The 23,321-nt window shown below is 73.2% G+C and carries 14 protein-coding genes, 5 tRNA genes and 1 riboswitch; of the genes, 10 read left to right on the forward strand and 9 right to left on the reverse strand.

Annotated features, from left to right (window positions below; genetic code table 11):
• Positions 1-69 precede the first annotated feature (69 nt).
• A complete protein-coding gene (hrpA, locus tag ACIBAI_RS24100) occupies positions 70-4,023 on the reverse strand; it encodes an ATP-dependent RNA helicase HrpA (protein ID WP_399037274.1) in 3,954 nt (1,317 codons plus the stop codon).
• 75 nt (positions 4,024-4,098) lie between these two features.
• On the opposite strand from hrpA, the gene ACIBAI_RS24105 reads away from it, so the two are divergent.
• On the forward strand, positions 4,099-5,133 hold the full coding sequence (locus tag ACIBAI_RS24105; RefSeq protein ID WP_399037275.1) for an ABC transporter permease: 1,035 nt from the start codon (positions 4,099-4,101) through the stop codon (positions 5,131-5,133).
• A 56-nt stretch (positions 5,134-5,189) separates the two neighbouring features.
• On the opposite strand, the gene ACIBAI_RS24110 is transcribed toward ACIBAI_RS24105, so the two are convergent.
• The 4 genes from ACIBAI_RS24110 to ACIBAI_RS24125 form a co-directional block, all read right to left on the reverse strand.
• Positions 5,190-5,266, reverse strand: a tRNA-Phe gene (locus tag ACIBAI_RS24110).
• A 24-nt stretch (positions 5,267-5,290) separates the two neighbouring features.
• A tRNA-Asp gene (locus ACIBAI_RS24115) sits at positions 5,291-5,365 on the reverse strand.
• Between the two features lie 52 nt (positions 5,366-5,417).
• Positions 5,418-5,490 (reverse strand) — tRNA-Glu (locus ACIBAI_RS24120).
• A gap of 80 nt (positions 5,491-5,570) precedes the next feature.
• Positions 5,571-7,151, reverse strand: coding sequence for a metallophosphoesterase (locus ACIBAI_RS24125; RefSeq protein ID WP_399037277.1), 1,581 nt, complete (start codon positions 7,149-7,151; stop codon positions 5,571-5,573).
• 84 nt (positions 7,152-7,235) lie between these two features.
• On the opposite strand from ACIBAI_RS24125, the gene ACIBAI_RS24130 reads away from it, so the two are divergent.
• From ACIBAI_RS24130 to ACIBAI_RS24170, 9 genes are all read left to right on the forward strand, one after another.
• Positions 7,236-7,586, forward strand: a complete 351-nt coding sequence (locus tag ACIBAI_RS24130) for a metallopeptidase family protein (protein ID WP_399037279.1) — start codon at positions 7,236-7,238, stop codon at positions 7,584-7,586.
• A gap of 113 nt (positions 7,587-7,699) precedes the next feature.
• The gene (locus tag ACIBAI_RS24135) at positions 7,700-8,257 is read left to right on the forward strand and encodes a hypothetical protein (RefSeq protein ID WP_399037281.1); all 558 of its coding nucleotides are present in this window, start codon (positions 7,700-7,702) and stop codon (positions 8,255-8,257) included.
• A 261-nt stretch (positions 8,258-8,518) separates the two neighbouring features.
• On the forward strand, positions 8,519-10,666 hold the full coding sequence (locus ACIBAI_RS24140; RefSeq protein ID WP_399037283.1) for a DEAD/DEAH box helicase: 2,148 nt from the start codon (positions 8,519-8,521) through the stop codon (positions 10,664-10,666).
• 355 nt (positions 10,667-11,021) lie between these two features.
• Positions 11,022-12,557 carry an amino acid permease gene (locus tag ACIBAI_RS24145; protein ID WP_399037285.1) on the forward strand — a complete coding sequence of 512 codons (1,536 nt, stop codon included), beginning with the start codon at positions 11,022-11,024 and terminating at the stop codon, positions 12,555-12,557.
• Between the two features lie 152 nt (positions 12,558-12,709).
• Positions 12,710-12,782, forward strand: a tRNA-Lys gene (locus ACIBAI_RS24150).
• A 468-nt stretch (positions 12,783-13,250) separates the two neighbouring features.
• Positions 13,251-14,381 (forward strand): dihydrofolate reductase family protein, encoded by a 1,131-nt coding sequence (locus tag ACIBAI_RS24155; RefSeq protein ID WP_399037287.1) that lies wholly within the window; start codon positions 13,251-13,253, stop codon positions 14,379-14,381.
• 317 nt (positions 14,382-14,698) lie between these two features.
• A tRNA-Met gene (locus ACIBAI_RS24160) sits at positions 14,699-14,772 on the forward strand.
• 482 nt (positions 14,773-15,254) lie between these two features.
• Positions 15,255-15,412, forward strand: a riboswitch (cyclic di-AMP (ydaO/yuaA leader).
• Positions 15,413-15,424: 12 nt separating this feature from the next.
• Positions 15,425-16,462 carry a M23 family metallopeptidase gene (locus ACIBAI_RS24165; protein ID WP_399037289.1) on the forward strand — a complete coding sequence of 346 codons (1,038 nt, stop codon included), beginning with the start codon at positions 15,425-15,427 and terminating at the stop codon, positions 16,460-16,462.
• A 97-nt stretch (positions 16,463-16,559) separates the two neighbouring features.
• Positions 16,560-17,504 carry an aldo/keto reductase gene (locus ACIBAI_RS24170; protein ID WP_399037291.1) on the forward strand — a complete coding sequence of 315 codons (945 nt, stop codon included), beginning with the start codon at positions 16,560-16,562 and terminating at the stop codon, positions 17,502-17,504.
• A 7-nt stretch (positions 17,505-17,511) separates the two neighbouring features.
• On the opposite strand, the gene ACIBAI_RS24175 is transcribed toward ACIBAI_RS24170, so the two are convergent.
• The 4 genes from ACIBAI_RS24175 to ACIBAI_RS24190 form a co-directional block, all read right to left on the reverse strand.
• Positions 17,512-18,840, reverse strand: coding sequence for a PrsW family intramembrane metalloprotease (locus ACIBAI_RS24175; protein ID WP_399037292.1), 1,329 nt, complete (start codon positions 18,838-18,840; stop codon positions 17,512-17,514).
• Between the two features lie 182 nt (positions 18,841-19,022).
• A complete protein-coding gene (gene trmB, locus ACIBAI_RS24180; protein ID WP_399037294.1) occupies positions 19,023-19,856 on the reverse strand; it encodes a tRNA (guanosine(46)-N7)-methyltransferase TrmB in 834 nt (277 codons plus the stop codon).
• 168 nt (positions 19,857-20,024) lie between these two features.
• The gene (gene lhgO, locus ACIBAI_RS24185) at positions 20,025-21,227 is read right to left on the reverse strand and encodes an L-2-hydroxyglutarate oxidase (RefSeq protein WP_399037296.1); all 1,203 of its coding nucleotides are present in this window, start codon (positions 21,225-21,227) and stop codon (positions 20,025-20,027) included.
• A gap of 91 nt (positions 21,228-21,318) precedes the next feature.
• The gene (locus tag ACIBAI_RS24190) at positions 21,319-22,743 is read right to left on the reverse strand and encodes an MFS transporter (RefSeq protein WP_344607768.1); all 1,425 of its coding nucleotides are present in this window, start codon (positions 22,741-22,743) and stop codon (positions 21,319-21,321) included.
• Between the last annotated feature and the right edge of the window lie 578 nt (positions 22,744-23,321).

The following is a 23,321-nucleotide window of genomic DNA, read 5'->3' on the forward strand; positions in this document are numbered from 1 at the left end:
TTGCGCTGCGAGAAGGACTGTACAGGAGGGTGAGCCCCTTGGTCGAACTCACCCACCGTGCACGGGGTGTCACGGCGCCAGCGCGTCGATCGCCTTCACGATGCGCTTGTCGGAGACGGGGTACGCCGTGCCCAGCGCATGGGCGAAGTAGCTCACCCGCAGCTCCTCGATCATCCAGCGGACGTCCAGGACCTGCTGGGGCACCGGGCGCCCCTGCGGCATCTGCTCCAGCAGCCACGCGTACTCGTCCTGCATCTCGCGGACCTTCTCCATGCGCGTGGTGTCCCGCTGGACGTTGGTCGGCATCTGCTGCAGCCGGCGGTCGGCGGCGACCAGGTAGCGCACGAGGTCCGGCAGCCGTCGCAGGCCCGTCTCCGTCACGAAGCCGGGCTTCACGAGGGCGTCCAGCTGTCCCCGCACGTCCTGGAGGTTCGGCAGCAGCGCGGGGCTGCGCACGGCCTTCAGGCGGCGCTCACAGGCCTGCCAGGCGGCCAGCACCTGCCGCACCTGCTCCACGGTGCGGACGGTCGTGTCGACGATCTCGGAGCGCACCTTGTCGTACAGCTTCCGGTACGACTCCTCGTCCCAGGCCGGTCCGCCGAAGTCCGCGATCAGCTTGTCGGCCGCGGCCGTCGCGCAGTCGTCGAACAGGGCCTGGACGGAGCCGTGCGGATTCGCGGACAGCGCGAGCTTCTGAGCGTTCGTCAGCTTCTCGGATGCGAACTTCGCGGGGTTGACCGGGATGTTGCGCAGGATCAGCCGCCGCGTGCCCTTCCACATCGCCTCGGCCTGCTCGGCCTCGGTGTCGAAGAGGCGCACCGAGACGGTGTTCGCCGCCGGCCCGTCGTCGACCAGCGCCGGGTACGCCTTCACCGGCTGCCCCGCCCGGCGGGTCTCGAAGACGCGGGTGAGCGTGCCGATCGTCCAGTCGGTCAGGCCCCCGCGCTCCAGGGACTCCCCGCCCTGCCGGGAGGCGGTGGCCGCCGCGGCCTGGGAGAGGGCCTTGCGCGCCTTCGGCTTCAGCCTCAGCTTCAGCGCTTCGAGGTCCTTGTCCTCGGCGAGCTTGCGGCGCCGCTCGTCGACGATCCGGAAAGTGATCTTCAGGTGGTCGGGGACCTTGGACCAGTCGAAGTCGTCCGCCTCGAAGGGGACGCCGACCATGCGCTTCAGCTCGCGCGCCATGGTCGCCGTCAGCGGCTCCTGCAACGGGACGGCCCGCTCCAGGAACGCCTTCGCGTAGTTGGGCGCGGGCACGTAGTTGCGGCGGATCGGCTTGGGCAGGGACCGGATGAGCTCCGTGACGAGTTCCTCCCGCAGCCCCGGGATCTGCCAGTCGAAGCCCTCGTCCGTGACCTGGTTGAGCACCTGGAGCGGGATGTGCACGGTCACGCCGTCCGCGTCCGCGCCCGGCTCGAACTGGTAGGTGACACGGAACTTGAGGTTCCCCTGGCGCCAGGAGTCCGGGTAGTCGGCCTTGGTGACCGCGCCCGCCTTCTCGTTGATGAGCATCTCGCGCTCGAAGTCGAGGAAGTCGGGCTGCTCGTGCCGCTTGCGCTTCCACCACGAGTCGAAGTGCGCGCCGGAGACGACGTGTTCGGGGATCCGCTGGTCGTAGAAGTCGAACAGCGTCTCGTCGTCGACCAGGATGTCCCGGCGCCGGGCGCGGTGCTCCAGCTCCTCGACCTCGGTGAGGAGTCTGCGGTTGTCGGCGAAGAACTTGTGGTGCGTGCGCCAGTCGCCCTCGACCAGGGCGTGCCGGATGAACAGCTCCCGGCTGACCTCCGGGTCGATCCGGCCGTAGTTGACCTTGCGCTGGGCGACGATCGGGACGCCGTACAGCGTGACCCGCTCGTACGCCATCACCGCGGCCTGGTCCTTCTCCCAGTGCGGTTCGCTGTAGGTGCGCTTGAGGAGGTGGCCGGCGAGGGGCTCGACCCACTCGGGCTCGATCTTCGCGTTGACCCGGGCCCACAGGCGGGAGGTCTCGACGAGTTCGGCCGACATCACGAAGCGGGGCTGCTTCCGGAACAGGGCCGACCCCGGGAAGATCGCGAACTTGGCGTTGCGCGCGCCCAGGTACTCGTTCTTGTTGCCGTCCTTGACGTCCTTCATGCCGACGTGGGACAGCAGGCCGGCGAGGAGGGAGACATGGATGCGGTCGGCGGGGGCGTCCTGGTCGTTGAGGTGGATGCCCATCTGCTTCGCGACCGTGCGCAGCTGGGTGTAGATGTCCTGCCACTCGCGGATGCGCAGGAAGTTCAGGTACTCCTGCTTGCACATGCGGCGGAAGGAGGACGAGCCGCGCTCCTTCTGCTGTTCGCGGATGTACCGCCAGAGGTTGAGGTAGGCGAGGAAGTCGCTGGTCTCGTCCTTGAAGCGGGCGTGCTGCTGATCGGCCTGGGTCTGCTTGTCGGCGGGGCGCTCGCGCGGGTCCTGGATGGACAGGGCGGCCGCGATCACCATGACCTCGCGGACGCAGCCGTTCTTGTCGGCCTCCAGGACCATGCGGGCCAGGCGCGGGTCGACCGGCAGCTGGGCGAGTTTGCGGCCGGTCTCCGTGAGGCGCTTGCGGGGGTCCTTCTGGGTCGGGTCCAGGGCGCCGAGCTCCTGCAGGAGCTGGACGCCGTCGCGGATGTTGCGGTGGTCCGGCGGGTCGATGAAGGGGAACTTCTCGATGTCGCCGAGGCCGGCCGCGGTCATCTGCAGGATGACGGAGGCGAGGTTGGTCCGCAGGATCTCCGCGTCGGTGAACTCCGGGCGGGCGTCGAAGTCCTCCTCGGAGTAGAGGCGGATGCAGATGCCGTCGGAGGTGCGGCCGCAGCGGCCCTTGCGCTGGTTGGCGCTGGCCTGCGAGATCGGCTCGATGGGCAGCCGCTGCACCTTGGTGCGGTGGCTGTAGCGGGAGATGCGGGCGAAGCCCGGGTCGATGACGTACTTGATGCCCGGGACGGTCAGGGACGTCTCGGCGACGTTGGTGGCCAGGACGATCCGGCGGCCGGTGTGCGGCTGGAAGACGCGGTGCTGCTCGGCGTGGGAGAGCCGGGCGTACAGCGGCAGGATCTCGGTGGACCGGTACTGCTTCTTCGCGAGCGCGTCGGCGGTGTCGCGGATCTCGCGCTCGCCGGACAGGAAGACGAGGATGTCGCCGGGCCCCTCGGCCATCAGCTCCTCGACCGCGTCCGTGATCGCCGTGATCTGGTCGCGGTCGGCGTCGTCGGAGTCCTCCTCCAGCAGGGGGCGGTAGCGCACCTCGACGGGGTAGGTGCGGCCGCTGACCTCGATGATCGGGGCGTCGTCGAAGTGCCGCGAGAAGCGCTCGGGGTCGATGGTGGCCGAGGTGATGACGACCTTGAGGTCGGGGCGCTTCGGGAGCAGCTGGGCGAGGTAGCCGAGCAGGAAGTCGATGTTGAGGGACCGCTCGTGGGCCTCGTCGATGATGATCGTGTCGTAGGCGCGCAGCTCGCGGTCGGTCTGGATCTCGGCGAGCAGGATGCCGTCGGTCATCAGCTTGATGAAGGTGGCGTCCGGGTTCACCTGGTCGGTGAAGCGGACCTTCCAGCCGACGGCCTCGCCGAGGGGGGTGTCGAGCTCCTCGGCCACGCGCTCGGCGACCGTGCGGGCGGCGATACGGCGGGGCTGGGTGTGCCCGATCATGCCGCGCACACCGCGGCCGAGCTCCAGGCAGATCTTGGGGATCTGGGTGGTCTTGCCGGAGCCGGTCTCACCGGCGACGATCACGACCTGGTGGTCGCGGATGGCGTCGGCGATCTCGTTCTTCTTCTGGCTGACGGGGAGCTGTTCGGGGTACGTGACCGCGGGGACGCGGGCCCGCCGCTCGGCCATGCGTGCCTCGGCCCTGGCGACCTCGGCCTCGATCTCGGTGAGGACCGCGGCGCGGGCCTCGGGCTTGCGGATCCTGCGCGCGCCTTCGAGCCTGCGGCCGAGGCGGTGCGCGTCGCGCAGGGAGAGCTCGGTCAGGCGGGGGGCGAGGGAGCCGAGGGCGGGAGCGGGGTGCGTAGACATACGCGATCCAGGATCTCACCTCCGGGAAATTCGTGGCGACTGGATTTGTCCCGCCGATGATCTAGCTTGGGTCGTATGTCCGATTCTGCGCGCGGTGCCCGGGAACGCCCACCCACCCGGACGGACCGCTGGACCGCCTTCCGGGAGTCGCCGTTCCTGCCCGCGACCGTGCTGACGCTGATCCTCGCCGCCGCGGCCGGCCTCTTCGCCGGTTCCTATACGTACGCCATGGCCGACCCGACCCCGCGCACCGTCCCCACGGCGGTGGTCGGCGCCTACCGCGAGGATCCCGGCCGCCGCTTCATCGCCGGTCTGGAGGAGGCCCTGGACGCCTCGGTGAAGCTGCACCCCTACGACAGCCGGAGCGCGGCCGTGGCGGCGGTGGACGAACAGCAGGTGTTCGCCGTGCTCGACGTCCCCGCGGGCGGTGACGCGGTCACGCTGGACCTCTCCGGGGCGTCCGGGGCGTCGGTCGCGGAGGTCCTGGGACAGGCGGCGCAGAAGGTGGGCAGGGCCACCGGGGTCACGGTCGAGGTGAGGGACCTCAGGCCGTTGCAGGAGGGCGACCCGCGCGGCTTGGCGATCTTCTACATCTCGCTCGCGGCCGTGATCATCGGCTTCGTCGGCGCGATCCAGCTCAGTGTGAACGCCCGCGACCTCAATCCCCTGGAACGGATCGCCTACACCGCCGCCTACGCCCTGCTCGGCGGGTTCGCGATCGCCGCCGCGGTGGACTGGGTGCTGGGCGCGCTGGACCTGCCGTTCGTGCAGTCCTGGATGATCCTGGCGCTGACGATGTTCACGTCCGGCATGGTCTTCACGATGTTCAACGCCCTGGTCGGGCGCTGGGCGATGCTCCCGACCTGGGGTCTGATGGTGCTGCTCGGCAACCCGTCCTCGGGCGGCGCGGTCTCCTGGCCGCTGCTGCCGTCCCCGCTCGGTGTGATCGGCCAGTGGCTGCCGCCCGGCGCCTCGGTCAACGCCCAGCACACCGCCGTCTACTTCCCCGGCCACCAGCACGTCTTCCCGTTCCTGGTGCTGGCCGGCTGGGCGGTGCTCTCCTGCGCGGTCTTCTGGACCTGGCGCCACCGCCATCCCGGCGGCCGGTAGAGGAGCAGAGCGGCCCGACACGACGAAGGCCCCGTTCGATGAACGGGGCCTTCGGCTGGTGGCTGGGGCCGGGGTCGAACCGGCGACCTTCCGCTTTTCAGGCGGACGCTCGTACCAACTGAGCTACCCAGCCACGAGGTTTCACGTGAAACCTCAGCGGTCCTGACGGGATTTGAACCCGCGGCCTCCACCTTGACAGGGTGGCGAGCACTCCAAACTGCTCCACAGGACCAGGTGTGGTTGCGTGCGAACCGACGAAGGTAAGTGTCGCACACTGTACTGCGTGCCCCCAACGGGATTCGAACCCGTGCTACCGCCTTGAAAGGGCGGCGTCCTAGGCCGCTAGACGATGAGGGCTATCGGCCCGCCTGGGCGCTTCTCAGCGCGTCGGGGACGTGAGAAGCATATGGGATGGCGGGAGGGATCGCCAAAACGGTTTACGGGGCGCTTGTCGCGGGGGCGGGGGAGGAACCGCTCGGCGAGGGCGTGGCGCCCGGCTGGTTCTCCTCCGCGAGATGGCGGCTGACCTCGGCCGTCGCCTGGCCCAGACCGCCCAGTTCGATCGCGTCCCAGGCCTGGAGGCGGCGTGTGTCGCGGTCGAAGTAGAGGACCGACGCCTGGATCGGGTCCGGGTACCTGCCCTCCACCGCGCGCAGCCCGCTGCCGCCGGTCGAGCCCTCGACGCGCAGCCGCGTGCCGTACTTCATGACCTCCGTCTCCGCGTGGTGGATGTGGCCGGCCAGGACCAGCGGCACCTCGCCGTCCACCTGGCGGGCCGCGGCCGGTTCGTGGGCGACGGCGACGTCGACGGGCCGGCCGGCGGCCCGCTGGTCGCGCAGCGCCGAGGCCAGGCGGGCGCCCGCCAGTTCCTGGGACGCCTCGGCCCCGGGCCGCTTGGAGCGGTCGGGGGTGAACTGCGGGTCGCCGATGCCGGCGAAGCGCAGGCCCGCGACGGTCTCGGCGCGGCCGTCGTCCAGGACGTGCACGTTCCTCAGGCCTTCCAGGTAGCGCTGGGTGGTCGGGGAGTCGTGGTTGCCGCGGACCCAGACGTAGGGGGCGCCCAGGTCCTCGATCGGGTCGAGGAAGCCGTTCTCGGCGGCCGTGCCGTGGTCCATCGTGTCGCCGGAGTCGACGATCACGTCCACGTCGTACTGCTCCACCAGCGAGGCGATGATCTTCCAGCTCGCCGGGTTCAGATGGATGTCCGAGACGTGCAGGACCCGGATGGTGGTGGGGTCGGGGGCGTAGGCGGGGAGGGTGGAGGTGGCGTCGTACAGCTTGGTCACGTTCGTCACCAGCCGGGCCAGCTCCTTCTGGTAGACGTCGAACTCGGTGACGATGCTGCGCGCGTTGCCGACCAGGGAGGGGGCGGAGGAGAGCAGGCCGGAGAACCTCGGCTCCAGGACCGACTCGGGGTTCCAGGTGGCGTAGGCGGTTCCGCCGGACGCGGCCAGGAGGGTCAGGGCCAGGCCGCCGGCGGCCAGGGCGCGGCGGGGGCGGCGGTAGACCACGAGGCCGAGCGCCGTGGCGCCCGTGACGACCGCGACGCAGGAGCGCGCGGCCAGGTCCAGCGCGCCGTGGGCGACGTCGCGGGTGACCTCCTCCTGGAGACCGGAGAGGCGCTCGGGGCGGTCGACCAGGGCCTGGGAGCGGGCCGGGTCGAGCTGGTCGACGTTGACGTCCAGGCGGACGGGGGCGCTGTGGCTGTCGAACTGGAGGGCGCCCAGCGGCGAGACGTTGATCTTCGTGCCGCCGGTGAGGGACGGACGCAGGGTCATCGTCGTGTCCATGGGGCCGACCGGGACCCGTACGTTGCCCACGACCAGCAGGCCCAGCCAGGCGCCGAGGAGGACGACGGCGACGAGGCCGAGGGCGCGGGCCCAGGGACGCGGACGGGGAGCGAGCCCGGCGGCGGGCGCGCGGCGCGCGGAACGGCGGCGGGTCAGGACGCGCGGAAGCCTTCGCATGAGGTGCATGGTGTTCGGAATGTCCGGGACTGCGGAGGGGACGCGGACCATTGGTCCCGTATGCCCAAGTCGGAGGCCGGATATGCGGGACGATCAGGGGTCTCGCGCGAGGGTGACGTACCCGACAATGGGCCTGTGCTGGAGATGACGCGCGAGGAGTTCGAGGAACTGGTCGCCGAGGCGCTCGACCGGATCCCGCCGGAGCTGATGCGACTGATGGACAACGTCGCGGTGTTCGTCGAGGACGAGCCCCCGGCGGACGATCCCGAGCTGCTCGGGCTGTACGAGGGGACCCCGCTGACCGAGCGCGGCGAGTGGTACGCCGGTGTGCTGCCGGACCGGATCACGATCTACCGGGGGCCGACGCTGCGGATGTGCGCGACCCGTGAGGAGGTCGTCGCCGAGACCGAGGTGACCGTCGTGCACGAGATCGCGCACCACTTCGGGATCGACGACGCGCGGCTGCACGCCCTCGGATACGGCTGAGCCCGGCCGCCGGGACACGCCGGGGTCCGGACCGCCGGACGCGTGTCCTCCCGCGGGCGGGGGGAGTTGGGCAGGTCGACTCCTTCCCCGCCCCGTCCCGGAGGTGGCCGCCCGTGCGCCCCTTGCCCGTACCCGTCCGCCTGGCCGCCACGGTCGTCGCCGTCGCCGCCGCCGCCGGCTGCATGAGCGTGGGGGACGGCGGCGCCGGCGGACGCGCCGAACCGTCGCACTCCGCCGGCCGGCAGGGCGGGCAGACGCCCGACGGCGGGACGGCGGTGTCGGGCGGTGGCGCCGGGCACGGCGCCGCGGCGGCCGACGGCGCGCACGGGCACGGCAGGGGCAAGGGCAGGGGAAGAGGCAAGGGCAAGGGCGCAGGCGGGAAGAAGGGCGGAGCGGGCGGGCCGGCGGCTCCCGGCGCGGAACCCTCCGCCGCGGCGAGCGGCTCCGCGCCGGCGCCGGACCTGCCGGGCGGCCCCGCCGGACCGACCCCGCCGCGCACGGAGCCGCCGGCTCCCACGCGCCCGGCCGAACCGGCGCCGACCCCGCCGCCGCCCGAGCCGACCACCTCGCCGGAGCCGACACAGGCGGAGCCGTCGTCGTCGGCGCACGAGCCGCCGGGGCCGCAGCTGGCCCAGCGGGAGCCGGCGCCGGAAGCCGGAGCGCCGGTGTAGGAATGCGCGGGCGTCCGGACGTGTTGGTGTGGGAGACTGTCCCATCTGCTGTCGTGCGGCTCGGTTTGCCTTCGAGGCCCGCGAGTGCGTATGGTGGCAGATCGTTTGATCCCATTTGCCCGGCGCCACCGTAGAGCGCGCCGTGTGGCGCGTACTCCCTTATGCCGTGGTGGACCGCATCGAGGCGGTCGTAATTGCGAATTGCGAATCACGGAGTTGACGGGCGCGTGCCGACGAGACTCCGGAAGGTTTCGCATTCGCATGTCCATCATCAGTACTGACCACGTCGTCGTGCCCGAGAACCACGAAGGCACCGAGGACACCCCCCAGGCCCCCGAGATCACCTTCGCGGACCTCGGGCTGCCCGAGGGCGTCGTGCGCAAGCTCGCGCAGAACGGCGTGACCACCCCCTTCCCGATCCAGGCCGCGACCATCCCGGACGCCCTGGCCGGCAAGGACATCCTCGGCCGCGGCCGCACCGGTTCCGGCAAGACCCTATCCTTCGGTCTGCCGACCCTGGCCCAGCTGGCCGGCGGCCGCACCGAGAAGCACAAGCCGCGGGCCGTCATCCTCACGCCGACGCGTGAGCTCGCCATGCAGGTCGCCGACGCGCTCCAGCCGTACGGGGACGTCCTCGGGCTGAAGATGAAGGTCGTCTGCGGCGGCACGTCCATGGGCAACCAGATCTACGCCCTGGAGAAGGGCGTCGACGTGCTGGTCGCCACCCCGGGCCGGCTGCGCGACATCATCAACCGCGGCGCCTGCTCCCTGGAGAACGTCGAGATCGCCGTCCTCGACGAGGCCGACCAGATGTCCGACCTGGGCTTCCTGCCCGAGGTCACCGAACTGCTCGACCAGGTTCCGGCGGGCGGCCAGCGGATGCTGTTCTCCGCCACGATGGAGAACGAGATCAAGACCCTCGTCGACCGGTACCTGAACGACCCGGTCTCGCACGAGGTGGACGCGGCGCAGGGCGCGGTGACGACCATGTCGCACCACATCCTCATCGTGAAGCCCAAGGACAAGGCGCCGGTCACCGCGGCCATCGCCTCCCGCAAGGGGCGGACGATCATCTTCGTGCGGACCCAGCTGGGCGCCGACCGGGTCGCCGAGCAGCTGCGCGACGCCGGGGTGAAGGCCGAGGCGCTGCACGGCGGCATGACGCAGGGCGCGCGGACGCGGACCCTGGCGGACTTCAAGGACGGGTACGTGAACGTGCTGGTCGCGACCGACGTCGCGGCGCGCGGCATCCACGTCGACGGCATCGACCTGGTGCTGAACGTCGACCCGGCCGGTGACCACAAGGACTACCTGCACCGGGCCGGCCGTACGGCGCGGGCGGGCCGCACCGGCACCGTGGTGTCCCTCTCCCTGCCGCACCAGCGGCGGCAGATCTTCCGGCTGATGGAGGACGCGGGCGTCGACGCCACGCGCCACGTCATCCAGGGCGGCGCGGCCTTCGACCCGGAGGTCGCCGAGATCACCGGAGCCCGGTCGATGACCGAGGTCCAGGCCGAGTCCGCGGGCAACGCGGCGCAGCAGGCCGAGCGCGAGGTCGCCCAGCTCACCAAGGAACTGGAGCGGGCGCAGCGGCGCGCGACCGAGCTGCGCGAGGAGGCGGACCGGCTGCTGGCCAGGGTCGCGCGGGAGCGCGGCGAGAACCCGGAGACGGTCCTGGACGGGGCGCGGGACGCCGCGGCCGCCGAGTCGCCGGTCGCCGAGGTGTCGCTGCCGGAGCAGCCGACCGCGCGGGACGTCGAGCGGGGCGAGCGCGGGGAGCGCGACGAGGCTCCGGCGTACGAGCGGCGCGAGCGCCGGGAGGAGCGGGGCGGCCTCGGCCGGGACGACCGGGGTGACCGGGGCGGCCGTTCCTTCGACCGGGACCGCGACGGGCGTTCCTTCGAGCGCCGCGACGACCGGGGCGGCTTCAACCGCGACCGGGACCGCGACCGCGGCTACGACCGCCGGGACGGCGAGCGGGGCGGCTTCCGCCGGGACGAGCGCCGGGACGACCGGGGCGGCCGTTCCTTCGACCGGGACCGCGGTGGCCGTTCCTTCGAGCGCCGGGACGGCGAGCGGGGCGGCTTCCGCCGGGACGAGCGCCGGGACGACCGGGGCGGCCGTTCCTTCGACCGGGACCGCGGCGGGCGTTCCTTCGAGCGCCGCGACGACCGGGGCGGCTTCCGCCGGGACGAGCGCGGTGACCGGGGCGACCGCGGTGGCTTCCGGCGCGACGAGCGCGGCGGCCACCGGGGCAGCGACCGCCCGTTCAACCGCGACCGCCAGGGCGACCGCCCCGGCTACCGCTCCGCCGGTCACGACCGCCCGTACGGCCGTCGCGACGACCACCGCGGCACCGGCTCCTTCGGCCGGCGCGAGGACAAGCCGCGCTGGAAGCGCAACGGCTGACACTCCGGCGGACACCGGCCGGCGTCCTTGACGGACACCGGCTGACGCGGCCGGCGTCCCGACGGACGACGGCCGGCGTCCCGGCCTGCGGCAGGCGCCGTGGCTCCACCGATCCCGGTGGGCCACGGCGCTTTTCCATGAGGTCTTCCCCGGCCGGGGCGGGTCCTGCGACGCGGTGGACGGTGACCTCACCGGCGACGGCGGGGACGGCCCGGCCGTGCGGGACACGGGGCGCCGCGGGCGGCCTCCACCGCCGGGCCGGCGGGACCGCGGGGGCGTTGTCCGGCCGCGCCCGCTTCCCGCCCAGCCGGCCTGTGACGCATGTCACGCCCTCGGTGAGGGAATCGCTGGGGGCATGACAGATGACGCCAGGGCGAGCGGACCGTCGGACGAGGAACGGCTGGCCCAGCTCGGCTACCCGCAGGTGCTGGCCCGCCGCATGTCGGCGTTCTCCAACTACGCGGTCTCCTTCACGATCATCTCGGTGCTGTCCGGCTGCCTGACGCTGTACCTCTTCGGGATGAACACGGGCGGCCCGGCCGTGATCACCTGGGGCTGGGTCGCGGTCGGCCTGATGACGCTCTTCGTCGGCCTGGCGATGGCCGAGATCTGCTCGGCGTACCCCACGTCGGCGGGGCTGTACTTCTGGGCGCACCGGCTGGCGCCCGCCCGCACGGCGGCCGCCTGGGCCTGGTTCACGGGCTGGTTCAACGTGCTCGGCCAGGTGGCGGTGACCGCGGGCATCGACTTCGGCGCGGCGTCCTTCCTGGGCGCCTACCTGAACCTCCAGTTCGGCTTCGAGGTGACGCCGGGCCGGACGATGCTGCTGTTCGCCGCGATCCTGGTGCTGCACGGCCTGCTGAACACCTTCGGCGTGCGCGTCGTCGGCCTGCTGAACAGCGTGAGCGTGTGGTGGCACGTCCTGGGCGTGACGGTGATCGTCGGCGCGCTGGCCCTCGTACCGGACCGGCACCAGCCGGCGTCCTTCGTCTTCGGCGCGTTCGTCAACCACACCGGGTGGGGCAGCGAGGCGTACGTGGTGCTGCTGGGACTCCTGATGGCCCAGTACACCTTCACGGGCTACGACGCCTCCGCCCACATGACGGAGGAGACGCGCGACGCGTCCACGGCGGGCCCGCGGGGCATCGTCCGCTCCATCTGGACGTCGTGGATCGCCGGGTTCGCGCTCCTGCTGGGCTTCACCTTCGCCATCCAGTCCTACGAGGGCGCGCTGTCGTCCCCGACGGGCGCGCCGCCCGCGCAGATCCTGCTGGACGCGCTGGGCGCGACCGCCGGCAAGCTGCTGCTGCTCGTGGTGATCGGGGCGCAGCTGTTCTGCGGCATGGCGTCGGTGACGGCCAACAGCCGCATGATCTACGCCTTCTCGCGGGACGGGGCACTGCCGTTCTCCGCGGTGTGGCACACGGTCAGCCCCCGCACCCGCACGCCGGTGGCGGCGGTGTGGCTGGCGGCGGGCGGGGCGCTGGTGCTGGGCCTGCCCTACCTGATCAATGTCACGGCGTACGCGGCGGTGACGTCCATCGCCGTGATCGGCCTCTACATCGCCTACGCCGTCCCGACGCTGCTGCGGCTGCGCCGGGGAGCGGCGTTCGAGCGGGGGCCGTGGCACCTGGGCCGCTGGTCACGGGTGATCGGCGTGGTGGCGGTGACCTGGGTCGGGGTCATCACGGTCCTGTTCATGCTGCCCCAGGTCTCGCCGGTCACCCGGGAGACCTTCAACTACGCGCCGGTCGCCGTCCTGGTCGTCCTCGGCTTCGCCGCCACGTGGTGGGCGGCGTCGGCGCGGCACTGGTTCCTCAACCCGGAGCACGAGCGGACGCGGGCGCGGGAGGCGGGGCGGACGGCGGCCGCCGGGGAGGCGGGCCCGTAGGCGGGGCGGGCCGCCCGGCGTCGCCGCGGCCCGTCGCGTGCCCTCGGGGCGGGCGGTCCGGGCCTGTTCCGTCCGCCCGGCGCGGCCGTGTCTCCGATACCCGATCGGAGAGACGGCCGCATCCGGCTATGCTCGGGGTGGCGACATCGCCTGGGCCCTTAGCTCAATTGGCAGAGCAGTGGACTTTTAATCCATTGGTTGTGGGTTCGAGTCCCACAGGGCCTACCGGAGAGCCCCCACGCCGCACACCGCTGACGTGGGGGCTCGGCTTGTTCCGGCGCTGCGGTGACGGCCGGCCCGCCAGGGCGCCGGCCCGCCGTGCCGCTCCCTCCGGCAGCCGCCCGCGGCCCGCTGCGCCGGGCGCCTCCGCCCCACCGGTCCGGCGGACGATCCTCGCGCCGCCCCGGCCCGTCCTGCCCGGCGCGCCGCCCCGTACGTCACGGCCGCGGTGATCCCCGGCCGTTCGGCGGGACCGGTCGTCCGCGGCCGGTGTTCCGGCGCCCCGGACCGGGCGGGGAGGATGGAGCGGTGCAGGCGCGGCGTGCCCGCCGCCCGCCGGAGCCGCCGGCCCGGTGCGTCCCCCGGGCGCCGGGCGGCGGGGCGCGCGCCCGGCGCGCCGCTTTCCGGGGCGGGCCGCCGTACCGCCGGTGCAAGTCCGCTCGGAGTTCCGAACAGAGGAGAGAGGGCGCCTCGATGCCCCACCCGTACGTCCTGCTGTCCGCCGCCGTCTCCCTCGACGGCCACCTCGACGACGCCGGCCCCGAGCGGCTGCTGCTGTCCGGCCCGGCCGACCTCGACCGGGTCGACGAGGTGCGGGCGTCCGTCGACGCGATCCTGGTCGGCGCCGGCACGATCCGCGCCGACAACCCCCGCCTGCTGGTCAACTCGCCCGAGCGGCGCGCCGCCCGGGTCGCCGAGGGCAGGCCCGCCCACCCGCTCAAGGTCGCCGTCAGCGGCTCCGGCGACCTCGACCCGGCCGCGCAGTTCTGGCACACCGGCGGCGAGAAGATCCTCTACACGACCGATCAGGGCGCCGAACGGGCCCGGGCGCTCGGCATCGCGGCCGACGTCGTCCCGCTCGGCCCCGCACTCGACTGGCGGCGGCTGCTGAGCCACCTGCACGACGAACGCGGGGTGCGGCGGCTCATGGCCGAGGGCGGCGGGCAGGTCCACACCCAGTTGCTCACCCAGGGCCTCGCCGACGAACTCCAGCTGGTGCTGGCCCCGCTGCTGGTGGGCGACCCGGACGCGCCCCGGCTGTTCGGGCCCGGCGCCTACCAGCGCGGACGCCTGCGGCTGGTGGAGGCACGGCGGATCGAGGACGTCGTCCTCATGCGCTACGAACCCACCGCGCCCGGCACCGGCGCGACGGTGTCCGCCGCCGACCGGCACTGGCTGGCGCTCGCCTGCGAACTGGCCGACCGGTGCCCGCCGTCGCGGACGGCGTTCAGCGTCGGCGCGGTCGTCGTGGCCGCCGACGGCACGGAACTCGCCCGCGGCCACTCGCGGGAGGGCGGGGACGCGGTGGCGCACGCCGAGGAGGCCGCGCTGGCGAAGCTCGACCCGACGGACCCGCGGCTCGCCACCGCCACGGTGTACTCCAGCCTGGAGCCCTGCGCCCGCCGCGCGTCCCGGCCCGCGCCCTGCGCCCGGCTGATCCTCGACGCGGGGGTACGGCGGGTGGTCACGGCCTGGCGGGAGCCGGACACGTTCGTCCCGGACGCCGACGGCACCGGGGTGCTGACGGCGCACGGCGCGCAGGTCCTCGTCCTCCCGGAGTACGAGGACCGGGCCAAGGCCCCGAACCGCCACCTGCTGGGCTGAGGACCGCCGGGCCGCGGCACGCCCCGAGGGACCGGCGGCCCGGCCGCCACGCCGCCCCGGCACACCGGCCGGAACGGCCGGGCCGCCCCGGCACGGGCCGCGGAGGCCGGGCGGCGCGCCCGGACGAGGGGCGGCCCGCCGACCGCGTACGGCGGGTTCGAGCACGTGCCGCGCACCGCCTTCCCCCCCGCCTCGTCCGGAAGCCCCGGCCCGCGCGGGCCGCCCCCGGCGGACGGCCGGAAACCGCTGGTGGGAAGCGGGGCCGGGAACGCGTGTGCTTCCTGTCCTGCGCATGGCGTACACTGGAGACACAACGACGCGGGGTGGAGCAGCTCGGTAGCTCGCTGGGCTCATAACCCAGAGGTCGCAGGTTCAAATCCTGTCCCCGCTACTGAAGGCCGAAGGCCGGGATCCTCAAGGATCCCGGCCTTCGGCGCGTTCACCCGTCCGGCCCGCCCGACCCGCGAGCATCCGGCCGGCTTCACGGCCCTCCCTGCGAGCGCCCCGGCCGGGAAGGCCGGACGGACCGGGCCGGCCGGCGGGCGGGCGTACGCGGAACCGGGCGGCGCGGCACTCCGGGGCGGCGGGAGGGACGACAGGGCGCCCGCCGGTCCCGCGGAGGCCTTCGACCGCTGTCACGTCCCGTGACCGGGCGGCAGCCCTCCGCATAACAACTGACACAACGTCAGATCTGATGGTCCCTTCAGAGGTTTACCGATGTGCGGTCAACTCGCCCGGTTTTCGCCGGTCGTGGGCGATAATTCCCTGACGAAATCCTGAACGATCAAGGGGAACGGCTTGGAATCCGCACCCCCCGTCTATTAACGTTCGATAACGCAGCGCGGTCGTCCCAGCCGTCACAGAAGGCGGCTCCGTGCGCACGCGCCGAATCCCGCGAGGGAACCGGGGAACCACCACCTTGGGGTGAATCGAGCGGATGCCGCCGTGGAGACACGGTCGGTATACGCGCGTAGGAGACCTTCCCGCTCCGAACCCGTCAGCTAACCCGGTAGGCGGAGACGGAAGGAAAGGAGCGCGCCCACGTGGCGTCCAACCGGTCTGCTACGCAAGTCCCGCCCGTGCCGGGCCAGCGTGACATCGAGGTCTTCGGCTACGGCGGCCCCCGCACCGACGAGGGCCCGTGGGAGGAGTGGAACCCCACCGAGGAGTCCGTCCGCCCGGTACGCGGCCGGCACCGCGTCGCCAAGCAGCGCGGCGGCCTCGCCCGCAGCTCCACCGTCCTCGGCGTCGGCGTCATCGCGGCCGTCGGCGCGGGCGGCATGGCCAGCGCCAACACCGGCAAGCCCCCGGTGTCCATCTCCATGCCCGACCTGCCCTCCGTCGGCTCGCTGATCTCCGACGACGACGAGCAGGAGGAGGTCCCCGAGGCCTCCACCCCCCTCAGCACCCTCGGCGCCGACTCCGCCGACACCCCGCAGGGCGCCTCCGACGCCGGCGAGGCGCTGCGGGCCCGGATCATGGCGCAGGCCGAGCAGCAGCAGGACCAGATCGCGAGCAAGGCCGCCGCCGAGGCCGAGGCCGCCGCCGCGAAGGCCGCCGCGGAGGCCGCCGCCGAGGCGGAGAAGGAGGCCGAGGCCAAGGCCGCCGCCGCGAAGAAGAAGGCGGAGGAGGAGGCGAGGAAGAAGGCCGAGGCGGAGCGGCTGGCCGCGCTGGCCAAGCAGTACGCGCTGCCCACCTCCTCGTACACCCTCACCTCCACCTTCGGGCAGGCCGGTCCCTACTGGTCCTCCGGCTACCACACCGGCCTCGACTTCGCCGCGCCGACGGGCACGCTGATCAAGGCGGTGCACAGCGGCACGATCACCGCGGCCGGCTGGGACGGCTCCTACGGCTACAAGACGGTGCTCACCCTCGACGACGGAACCGAGATCTGGTACGCCCACCAGTCCTCCATCAGCGTCAGCGTCGGCCAGAAGGTCACCACCGGCGACGTCATCGGCCGCGTGGGCGCCACCGGCAACGTCACCGGCGCCCACCTCCACCTGGAGGTGCACTCCGGGAGCGGCGGCTCCGGGATCGACCCGCTGGCCTGGCTGCGGAGCAAGGGGCTGAACCCGTAAGCCCCGGGCCGCGGGGCGCGCGGTCGGGCGAGGTCTCGGACGTGCCGGGGCGGACGATGCGGAATGCGATCGTCCGCCGGGAGGGTTGACGTAGGACATGACTGTTCTGCGCACACTCGGCTCGTCCGACCTCGAAATCTTCCCGCTCTCCCTCGGCGGCAACGTCTTCGGCTGGACCGCCGACGAGGCCGCCTCCTTCGCCGTCCTCGACGCCTACACGGCCGCGGGCGGCAACTTCGTCGACACCGCCGACTCCTACTCGGCATGGGTCGAGGGCAACCGGGGCGGCGAGTCCGAGACCATCATCGGCAAGTGGATCAAGGCGCGCGGCAACCGGTCGGACGTCGTGATCGCCACCAAGGTCAGCCAGCACCCGGAGTACCCGGGCCTGACGGCCGCGAACATCAAGGCCGCCGCCGACGCCTCGCTGCGCCGCCTGGACACCGACTACATCGACCTCTACTACACCCACTTCGACAAGCCCGAGGTGCCGGTGGAGGAGATCATCGGCGCGCTCGACGAGCTGGTGAGGGCGGGCAAGGTGCGGTACATCGCCGCCTCCAACATCTCCGCCGACCGGCTGCGGGCCTCGCTGGAGTTCTCCGACCGGGAGGGCCTCGCCCGGTACGTGGCGCTCCAGCCGCACTACAACCTGGTCTCGCGCGACACCTACGAGGGCGAGCTGCGGGACCTCGCCGAGCGCAGCGGCCTGGCCGCCGTCCCCTACTACGCCCTCGCGTCCGGCTTCCTCACCGGCAAGTACCGGCCCGGCGCCGACGTCGACAGCCCGCGGGCGGGCGCCGCGGCGGAGCACCTCCGGACCGAGCGGGGCCGGAAGGTCCTCGCGGCCCTGGACGAGACCGCCGAGGCCCACGGGGTGGCGGTGGCCACGGTCGCCCTGGCCTGGCTGGCGGCCCAGCCGACGGTGGCGGCCCCGATCGCCTCGGCCCGCACGGTGGAGCAGCTCCCGGCGCTGCTGGGGGTGGGCGAACTGCGGCTCACCCAGGAGGAACTGGCGAGGCTGACGGCGGCGTCCGCCTGATCGACCGCTACGAGCGGTAGGGGTTGTACGGACGGGACCCGGCGTACGGATACGCCGGGTGGCCGTACCCGTACCCGTACCCGTACGTCGGCCACGGCGGCGCGGCCCCCCGCACCGGAGGCGCCGTCGCCCTCGCCGCGTGGTCCAGCGCGGGACGCGCCACGTCCCGCCGCCGCCACAGCTCGGCCAGCAGCTCCCGCTCCCGTACGACGAAGTCCGCGCCCGCGCGGCCACGGCGCCCCCGGTGCCGCAGGAAGGCCAGGGACGTCGCGTACGCCTCGTACTGCGCCACCGCCCGCGCCGCCGCCCTCCCGGCGTGGCGGCGGGCGTACCGCCGGGCGAGGCGCCGCGCCCGCATCGAGCCGAGCGCGAACGGCTCGGCCGGCGTCAGCCACCCGGCCGCCGCGTACACGGGCAGCTCATCCCGCACGGTCCTCAGCTCGCGCTGGCGGGTCCAGACCACCAGCCAGGTCAGCAGGCCGAACGCCGGCACCATGAACACCGCGTACACCGCGAAGAAGCCGTACTCGCCCAGCGTCGACGAGCCGTTCCACATCGCGTGCATGCCCATCGCGAGCAGCAGCCCGCAGAGCGGCGGGAGGACCCGCCGTGCCCGCCGGCGTCCCGCCGGGAGCGCGCAGACGCCGAAGCCGATGCCGGTGAGGACGGTGAACAAGGGGTGCGCGAACGGCGACATGACGACGCGCACGAAGAACGTCGCCGCCGTCACGGAGGCGACGCCGCTGTCCCCGGTCAGCTGGTCGGTGCCGAAGGCGGTGCCGAGGTAGAGGATGTTCTCGGTGAACGCGAAGCCGGTGGCGGTGACCCCGGCTATCACCACCCCGTCGAGGATCCCGGTGAAGTCCCGTCTGCGGAAGAGGAACACCAGCAGGACCGCGGCGGCCTTCGCGGACTCCTCGACGACCGGCGCTATGACGGTCGCGCCGAGCGTGTCGGCGCCGGCCGGATCCGCTGTCGCGGTCGCTATCCACCTGGTCGCGGCGCTGTTGGCGACGATCGCCATCAGCGCCGCCGCGCAGGCGCCCCAGGCGAAGGAGAACAGCAGGTTCTGCCAGGGGCCCGGCGCCACCCGGTCCAGCCAGCGGAAGGCGGCCACGAGCAGCGGCACGGGCAGGACCGCGAGTCCGAGCCCGACCAGGAAGCCCTCCGTGCCGGTCTGCTCGCGGACGAGGGCCAGGATGACGAGGCCGGAGAGCGCGAGCAGGGCGATCAGCGCGCCGTGCCGCACCCAGCCGTGCTGCCACCAGTGCGCGTGCCGTCGCGTGCCGTCGGGGGGAGGGGCGGGGGGCATCGGGTACGGGGGACAGGTCGCCACGGCAATGACCCTAACGAGGGAGGCCGCCGACCACGACGGCGCCCGACGCTCGAACGCGGCACGGGACGCCTGCCGCCGCGGGGGCGCTCGCGGCGGCGCGGGGTGCTCGCGGTCGTGCGCGGTGCCTACGGGCGTGCGGGGTGCCTACGGGCGTGCGCGGTGCTCGCGGGGCTGCGGTGCGCTCACGGGCGCACGCGGTGCGGTACGCGGCGGAAGAGCAGGTCGTTCACGACGTGTCCCTTGTCCAGACCCTGGCTCTCGAAACGGGTCAGCGGCCGGAAGGCGGGACGTGGTGCGAAACCGCCGTCGGGCTGGGTGTTCTCGAAGTCCGGGTGCGCGGTGAGGACGTCGAGCATGTGCTCGGCGTACGGTTCCCAGTCGGTCGCGCAGTGCAGGACCGCGCCGGGCCGCATCCGGGACGCGGCGAGCGTGAGGAACTCCGGCTGGATCAGGCGGCGCTTGTGGTGCCGCTTCTTGGGCCAGGGGTCGGGGAAGTAGACGCGCACGCCGTCGAGGGAGTCGGGGGCGAGCATCTCGCGCAGCAGGATGATGGCGTCGCCGTTGCCGACGCGGACGTTGGACAGGCCGCGGTGGTCGGCGAGGTTCAGCAGGTTGCCCTGGCCGGGGGTGTGGACGTCCACGGCGAGGATGTTGGTGTCCGGGTCGGCGGCGGCCATCCGGACGGTCGCCTCGCCCATGCCGAAACCGATCTCCAGCACGACCGGGTTGTCGTTCCCGAACAGCTCGGCCAGGTCGATGACGCGCTGCCCGTCGATGTCCAGGCCCCACTTGGGCCACAGCCGCTGCAACGCGTCCGCCTGCCCGGCGGTCACCCGGCTCCGCCGCGGCTGGAAGCTGCGGATCCGCCGCTCGAAGTGGGACCCGGCGGGATCGGGCTTGGGCCCGTCCGGGAAACGCGGCTCGCCCTTGGCCCGGGTACGGCGCGCGGAGGCGCCGGGGGCGGGGGCCGGAGCGGTGGGCCGGGGGGCTTCGGGGGCGTTGCGGGAATCAGACACAATGGGGTCGATTTTACGGGGGGACGGGCGCGACCGCGGGGGTGCGGGGGTTCGCCCGCCGGTCCGGCGGTTCAGCGGGCCGCCCGCCGATTCCGGTGGTCCGGCGGGTCCGGTCGCCGTTTCCGGTGGCCCGGTAGGCCCACCTGCGGTTTTCGGTGGTCCGGCGGGTCAGGCCCGGGCGAGGGCGGTCAGCGCCCGGGACGCCACCTCGCGGCCGATGGGGAGGGACGCCGTGGCCGCGGGGGACGGGGCGTTCAGGACGTGTACCGCTCGGGCGCCCTCCTGGATGAGGAAGTCGTCCACCAGCGTGCCGTCGCGCAGGACGGCCTGTGCCCGCACCCCGGCCGCCGCGGGCAGCAGGTCCGCCGGCGCCACGGCCGGCAGCAGCCTGCGTACCGCCGTCGTGAACGCCTCCTTCGACATCGAGCGGCGCAGCTCACCCGCCCCGTACCGCCAGTGCCGCCGGGCCATGCGCCAGAAACCGGGCCAGGCCAGGGTCGCCGCCAGCTCGCGCGGGCGCAGGACGCCCCGGTGGTAGCCCTCGCGGGCCAGGGCCGGCACGGCGTTGGGGCCGACGTGCACACCGCCGTCGATGCCGCGGGTCAGATGCACCCCGAGGAACGGGAACGCCGGATCCGGCACCGGATACACCAGTCCCCGCACCAGCTCCGGCCGGGCCAGCTCGTAGTACTCCCCTCGGAACGGCACGATCCGCATGTTCGGTTCGTCGCCGGTCATCCGGGCGATCCCGTCGCAGTGCAGCCCGGCGCAGTTCACCAGGACCCGGCCGCGCACGACGTCCCCGGAGGCGGTGCGGACCGCGACGCCCAGGGCCGGGCGGCGGTCGATGCGGACCGCTTCCGCGCCGTAGCGGATCTCCGCCCCGGACGCCTCGGCCAGCCGGTGCGCGACGGCCGTGTAGTCGCAGATCCCGGTCGTGCCGACGTGTATCGCGGCGAGGCCGCGCACCTCCGGCTCGTACTCCGCGATCTGGGCGGCGCCCAGTTCGCGCACCGGGATGCCGTTGTGCCGGCCGCGCTGCACCAGCGCGTGCAGCCGGGGGAGCTCCGCGCGGGCGGTGGCGACGATCAGCTTGCCGGTGACGGCGTGCGCGATGCCGTACTCGGCGCAGAACTTGATCATCTCGTCGGCGCCGCGGACGGCGTAGCGGGCCTTGAGGGAGCCGGGGCGGTAGTAGATGCCGCTGTGGACCACGCCGCTGTTGCGGCCCGTCTGGTGGCGGGCCGGGCCCGGCTCCTTCTCCAGCACCGTCACGCGGGTGCCCGGCGCGGCGCGGGTGAGCGCGTACGCCGTCGACAGGCCGACGATCCCGCCGCCGACCACCAGCACGTCACAGTCGTATGCGCTCATGGGCCGCACCTGCTCCACCTCCCGGCTTCGATAGTGCACTGCGCCACCGACAACGCGCTCAAACCCGGAGGGCGGCCGGTGGGCGGCGCCCTCAGGCCGGCGCCATGAGCAGCGGGCGCGCCCGCTCGCGGAGCTCGACCACGCGCGGCTCGTCGCCGTACGGCTCCAGGCGGTGCAGGAGGTCCTTCACGTACTCCGTGGTGCGGGCCGAGGAGATCCGCCCGGCCACCTCCACCGCCCGCACGCCCTGCTCGCAGGCCGCGTCCAGGTTGCCCGACTCCAGCTCGGCGACCGCGGAGACGACCAGGCGCAGGCCGTGCGAGCGGACGAACTCCTCCGTCGGCCGGGACAGGGCCTGCTCGGTGAAGCGGCGGACCTGGCGCGGGGCCTTCAGGTCGCGGTAGCACTCGGCGGCGTCCGCGGCGAAACGGTCGTACGAGTAGAAGCCGAGCCAGCTCGGGTCGTTGTCGCCGGGGCGGGCGCGCTCCAGCCAGCTCTCGGCCGCCCTCAGGGCCGCGCCGGCCGCCTGCGCGTCCCCCGCGCGCGCGTGCGCCCTGGCCTCGACCAGGCGGAAGAAGCTCATGGTGCGGGCCGTGGCCAGGCCCCGGTTGCGTTCCAGGGCGGCCTGGGCGAGGTCCACGCCCTCGTCGCCGAAGCCGCGGTAGGTGGCCTGCAGGGACATGGAGGCCAGCACATAGCCCCCCAGGGGGACGTCCGCGGCGGCCCGGGCCAGGCGCAGGGCCTGGATGTAGTAGCGCTGGGCCGCCTCCTGCTGGCCGGTGTCGAAGGCCATCCAGCCCGCCAGGCGGGTCAGTTCGGCCGCGGCGCCGAACAGGGCGCGGCCGACCTCGTCGGAGTACGAACCGAGCAGCAGGGGAGCCGCCTCCACCCGCAGGCACTCCGGGACCATGGACGAACGCCAGTCGCCGCCTCCGTACTTGGAGTCCCAGCGCCTGGCGTCCTCGGCGGCCTCCCGCAGCTTCTGCACATCGCTGTGGCCGACTTTGATCGGTGCGCCGGAGCCTTCCGCCGGGTTCGCCTCGCGCGCCACCGAGCTGTCGGCCGGGGTTATCAGCCAGCGCGAGGCGGGCGTCGCGTATGCGCTCACCGCGAAGGAGCCGGCCAGCGACTGCCAGATGCCGCCGGAGCCGGCCCGGCGTCCGGCGAGATCGAGGCGGTAGAGCTCCGTCGCGGACTTCACGGCCTGCCCGACGTCCCTGGGGAAGGCGAGACCCACTTCGGGCGCGGGATCCGCGTCCGCCAGGCCGATCTCGTGCAGCGGCACCGGGCGGCCGAGCTTCTGGCCGATGGCGGCGGCGATCAGGTGCGGCGCAGCGCCCTGCGGCACCATCCCCTTCGACACCCAGCGCGCCACCGACGTCTTGTCGTAGCGAAGCGTCAACCCGCGCTGCGCGCCAAGGTCGTTGACACGCCGTGCGAGTCCTGCGTTGGAGATTCCCGCGAGGGCGAGAACGGCGCCGAGTTTTTCGTTCGGCCCGCGTTGCTCCCTGGACATGCGCCACCCCTCGACACAGACGGCTGCCGCGCTGGCATAACCACGCGGCATTCGTAAACCCAGCGTAGTTCGCCGCATCCCAAGCGTTAAGGGGCATTGTTCCGGTTGGCGGGAATGTGGTCCGTGCTCAAGTGCGCGGCATGTACGGTCAGTTGCGACGTGCTCCCGGTGTGTGGCCGTGCGCCCGTCCGTGCGCTCTTCTCCGGCCACCTCGGGAGCGCTTCCATGGCTCGTGCGTGGGTCGGCCCGCTGCACTGGATCCAGTGGGCTGGGGGACACCGCCGCCTCCATCCCCGCGGGCGGCGGAACGGTCCGGGAGGCGCGCTCCGCCTCCCGGACCGCGCCCTCCCGGGTGGTGCGCAGAGCATGTACGGAGCGTGTTCACGCGCGCACCCCCATCGCCAATTTGGCTGAAAATCGATCACGCTTTTTCTGGTCAATCACTGCTCTCACCACGGCACTTGAGGGCGCGCTGGGTGCCTTCGGGGCGCATTGAGGGGCGCATTCGCGTCGCGGTGTTCCCGCGCCGCCCGGGCGCCCGAGCGGCCGGCGGGGTGACCGCGGGGGCGCACTCACGG

It is taken from the genome of Streptomyces sp. NPDC051041 (assembly GCF_044456065.1).
Classification (GTDB): Bacteria; Actinomycetota; Actinomycetes; order Streptomycetales; family Streptomycetaceae; genus Streptomyces; species Streptomyces glaucus.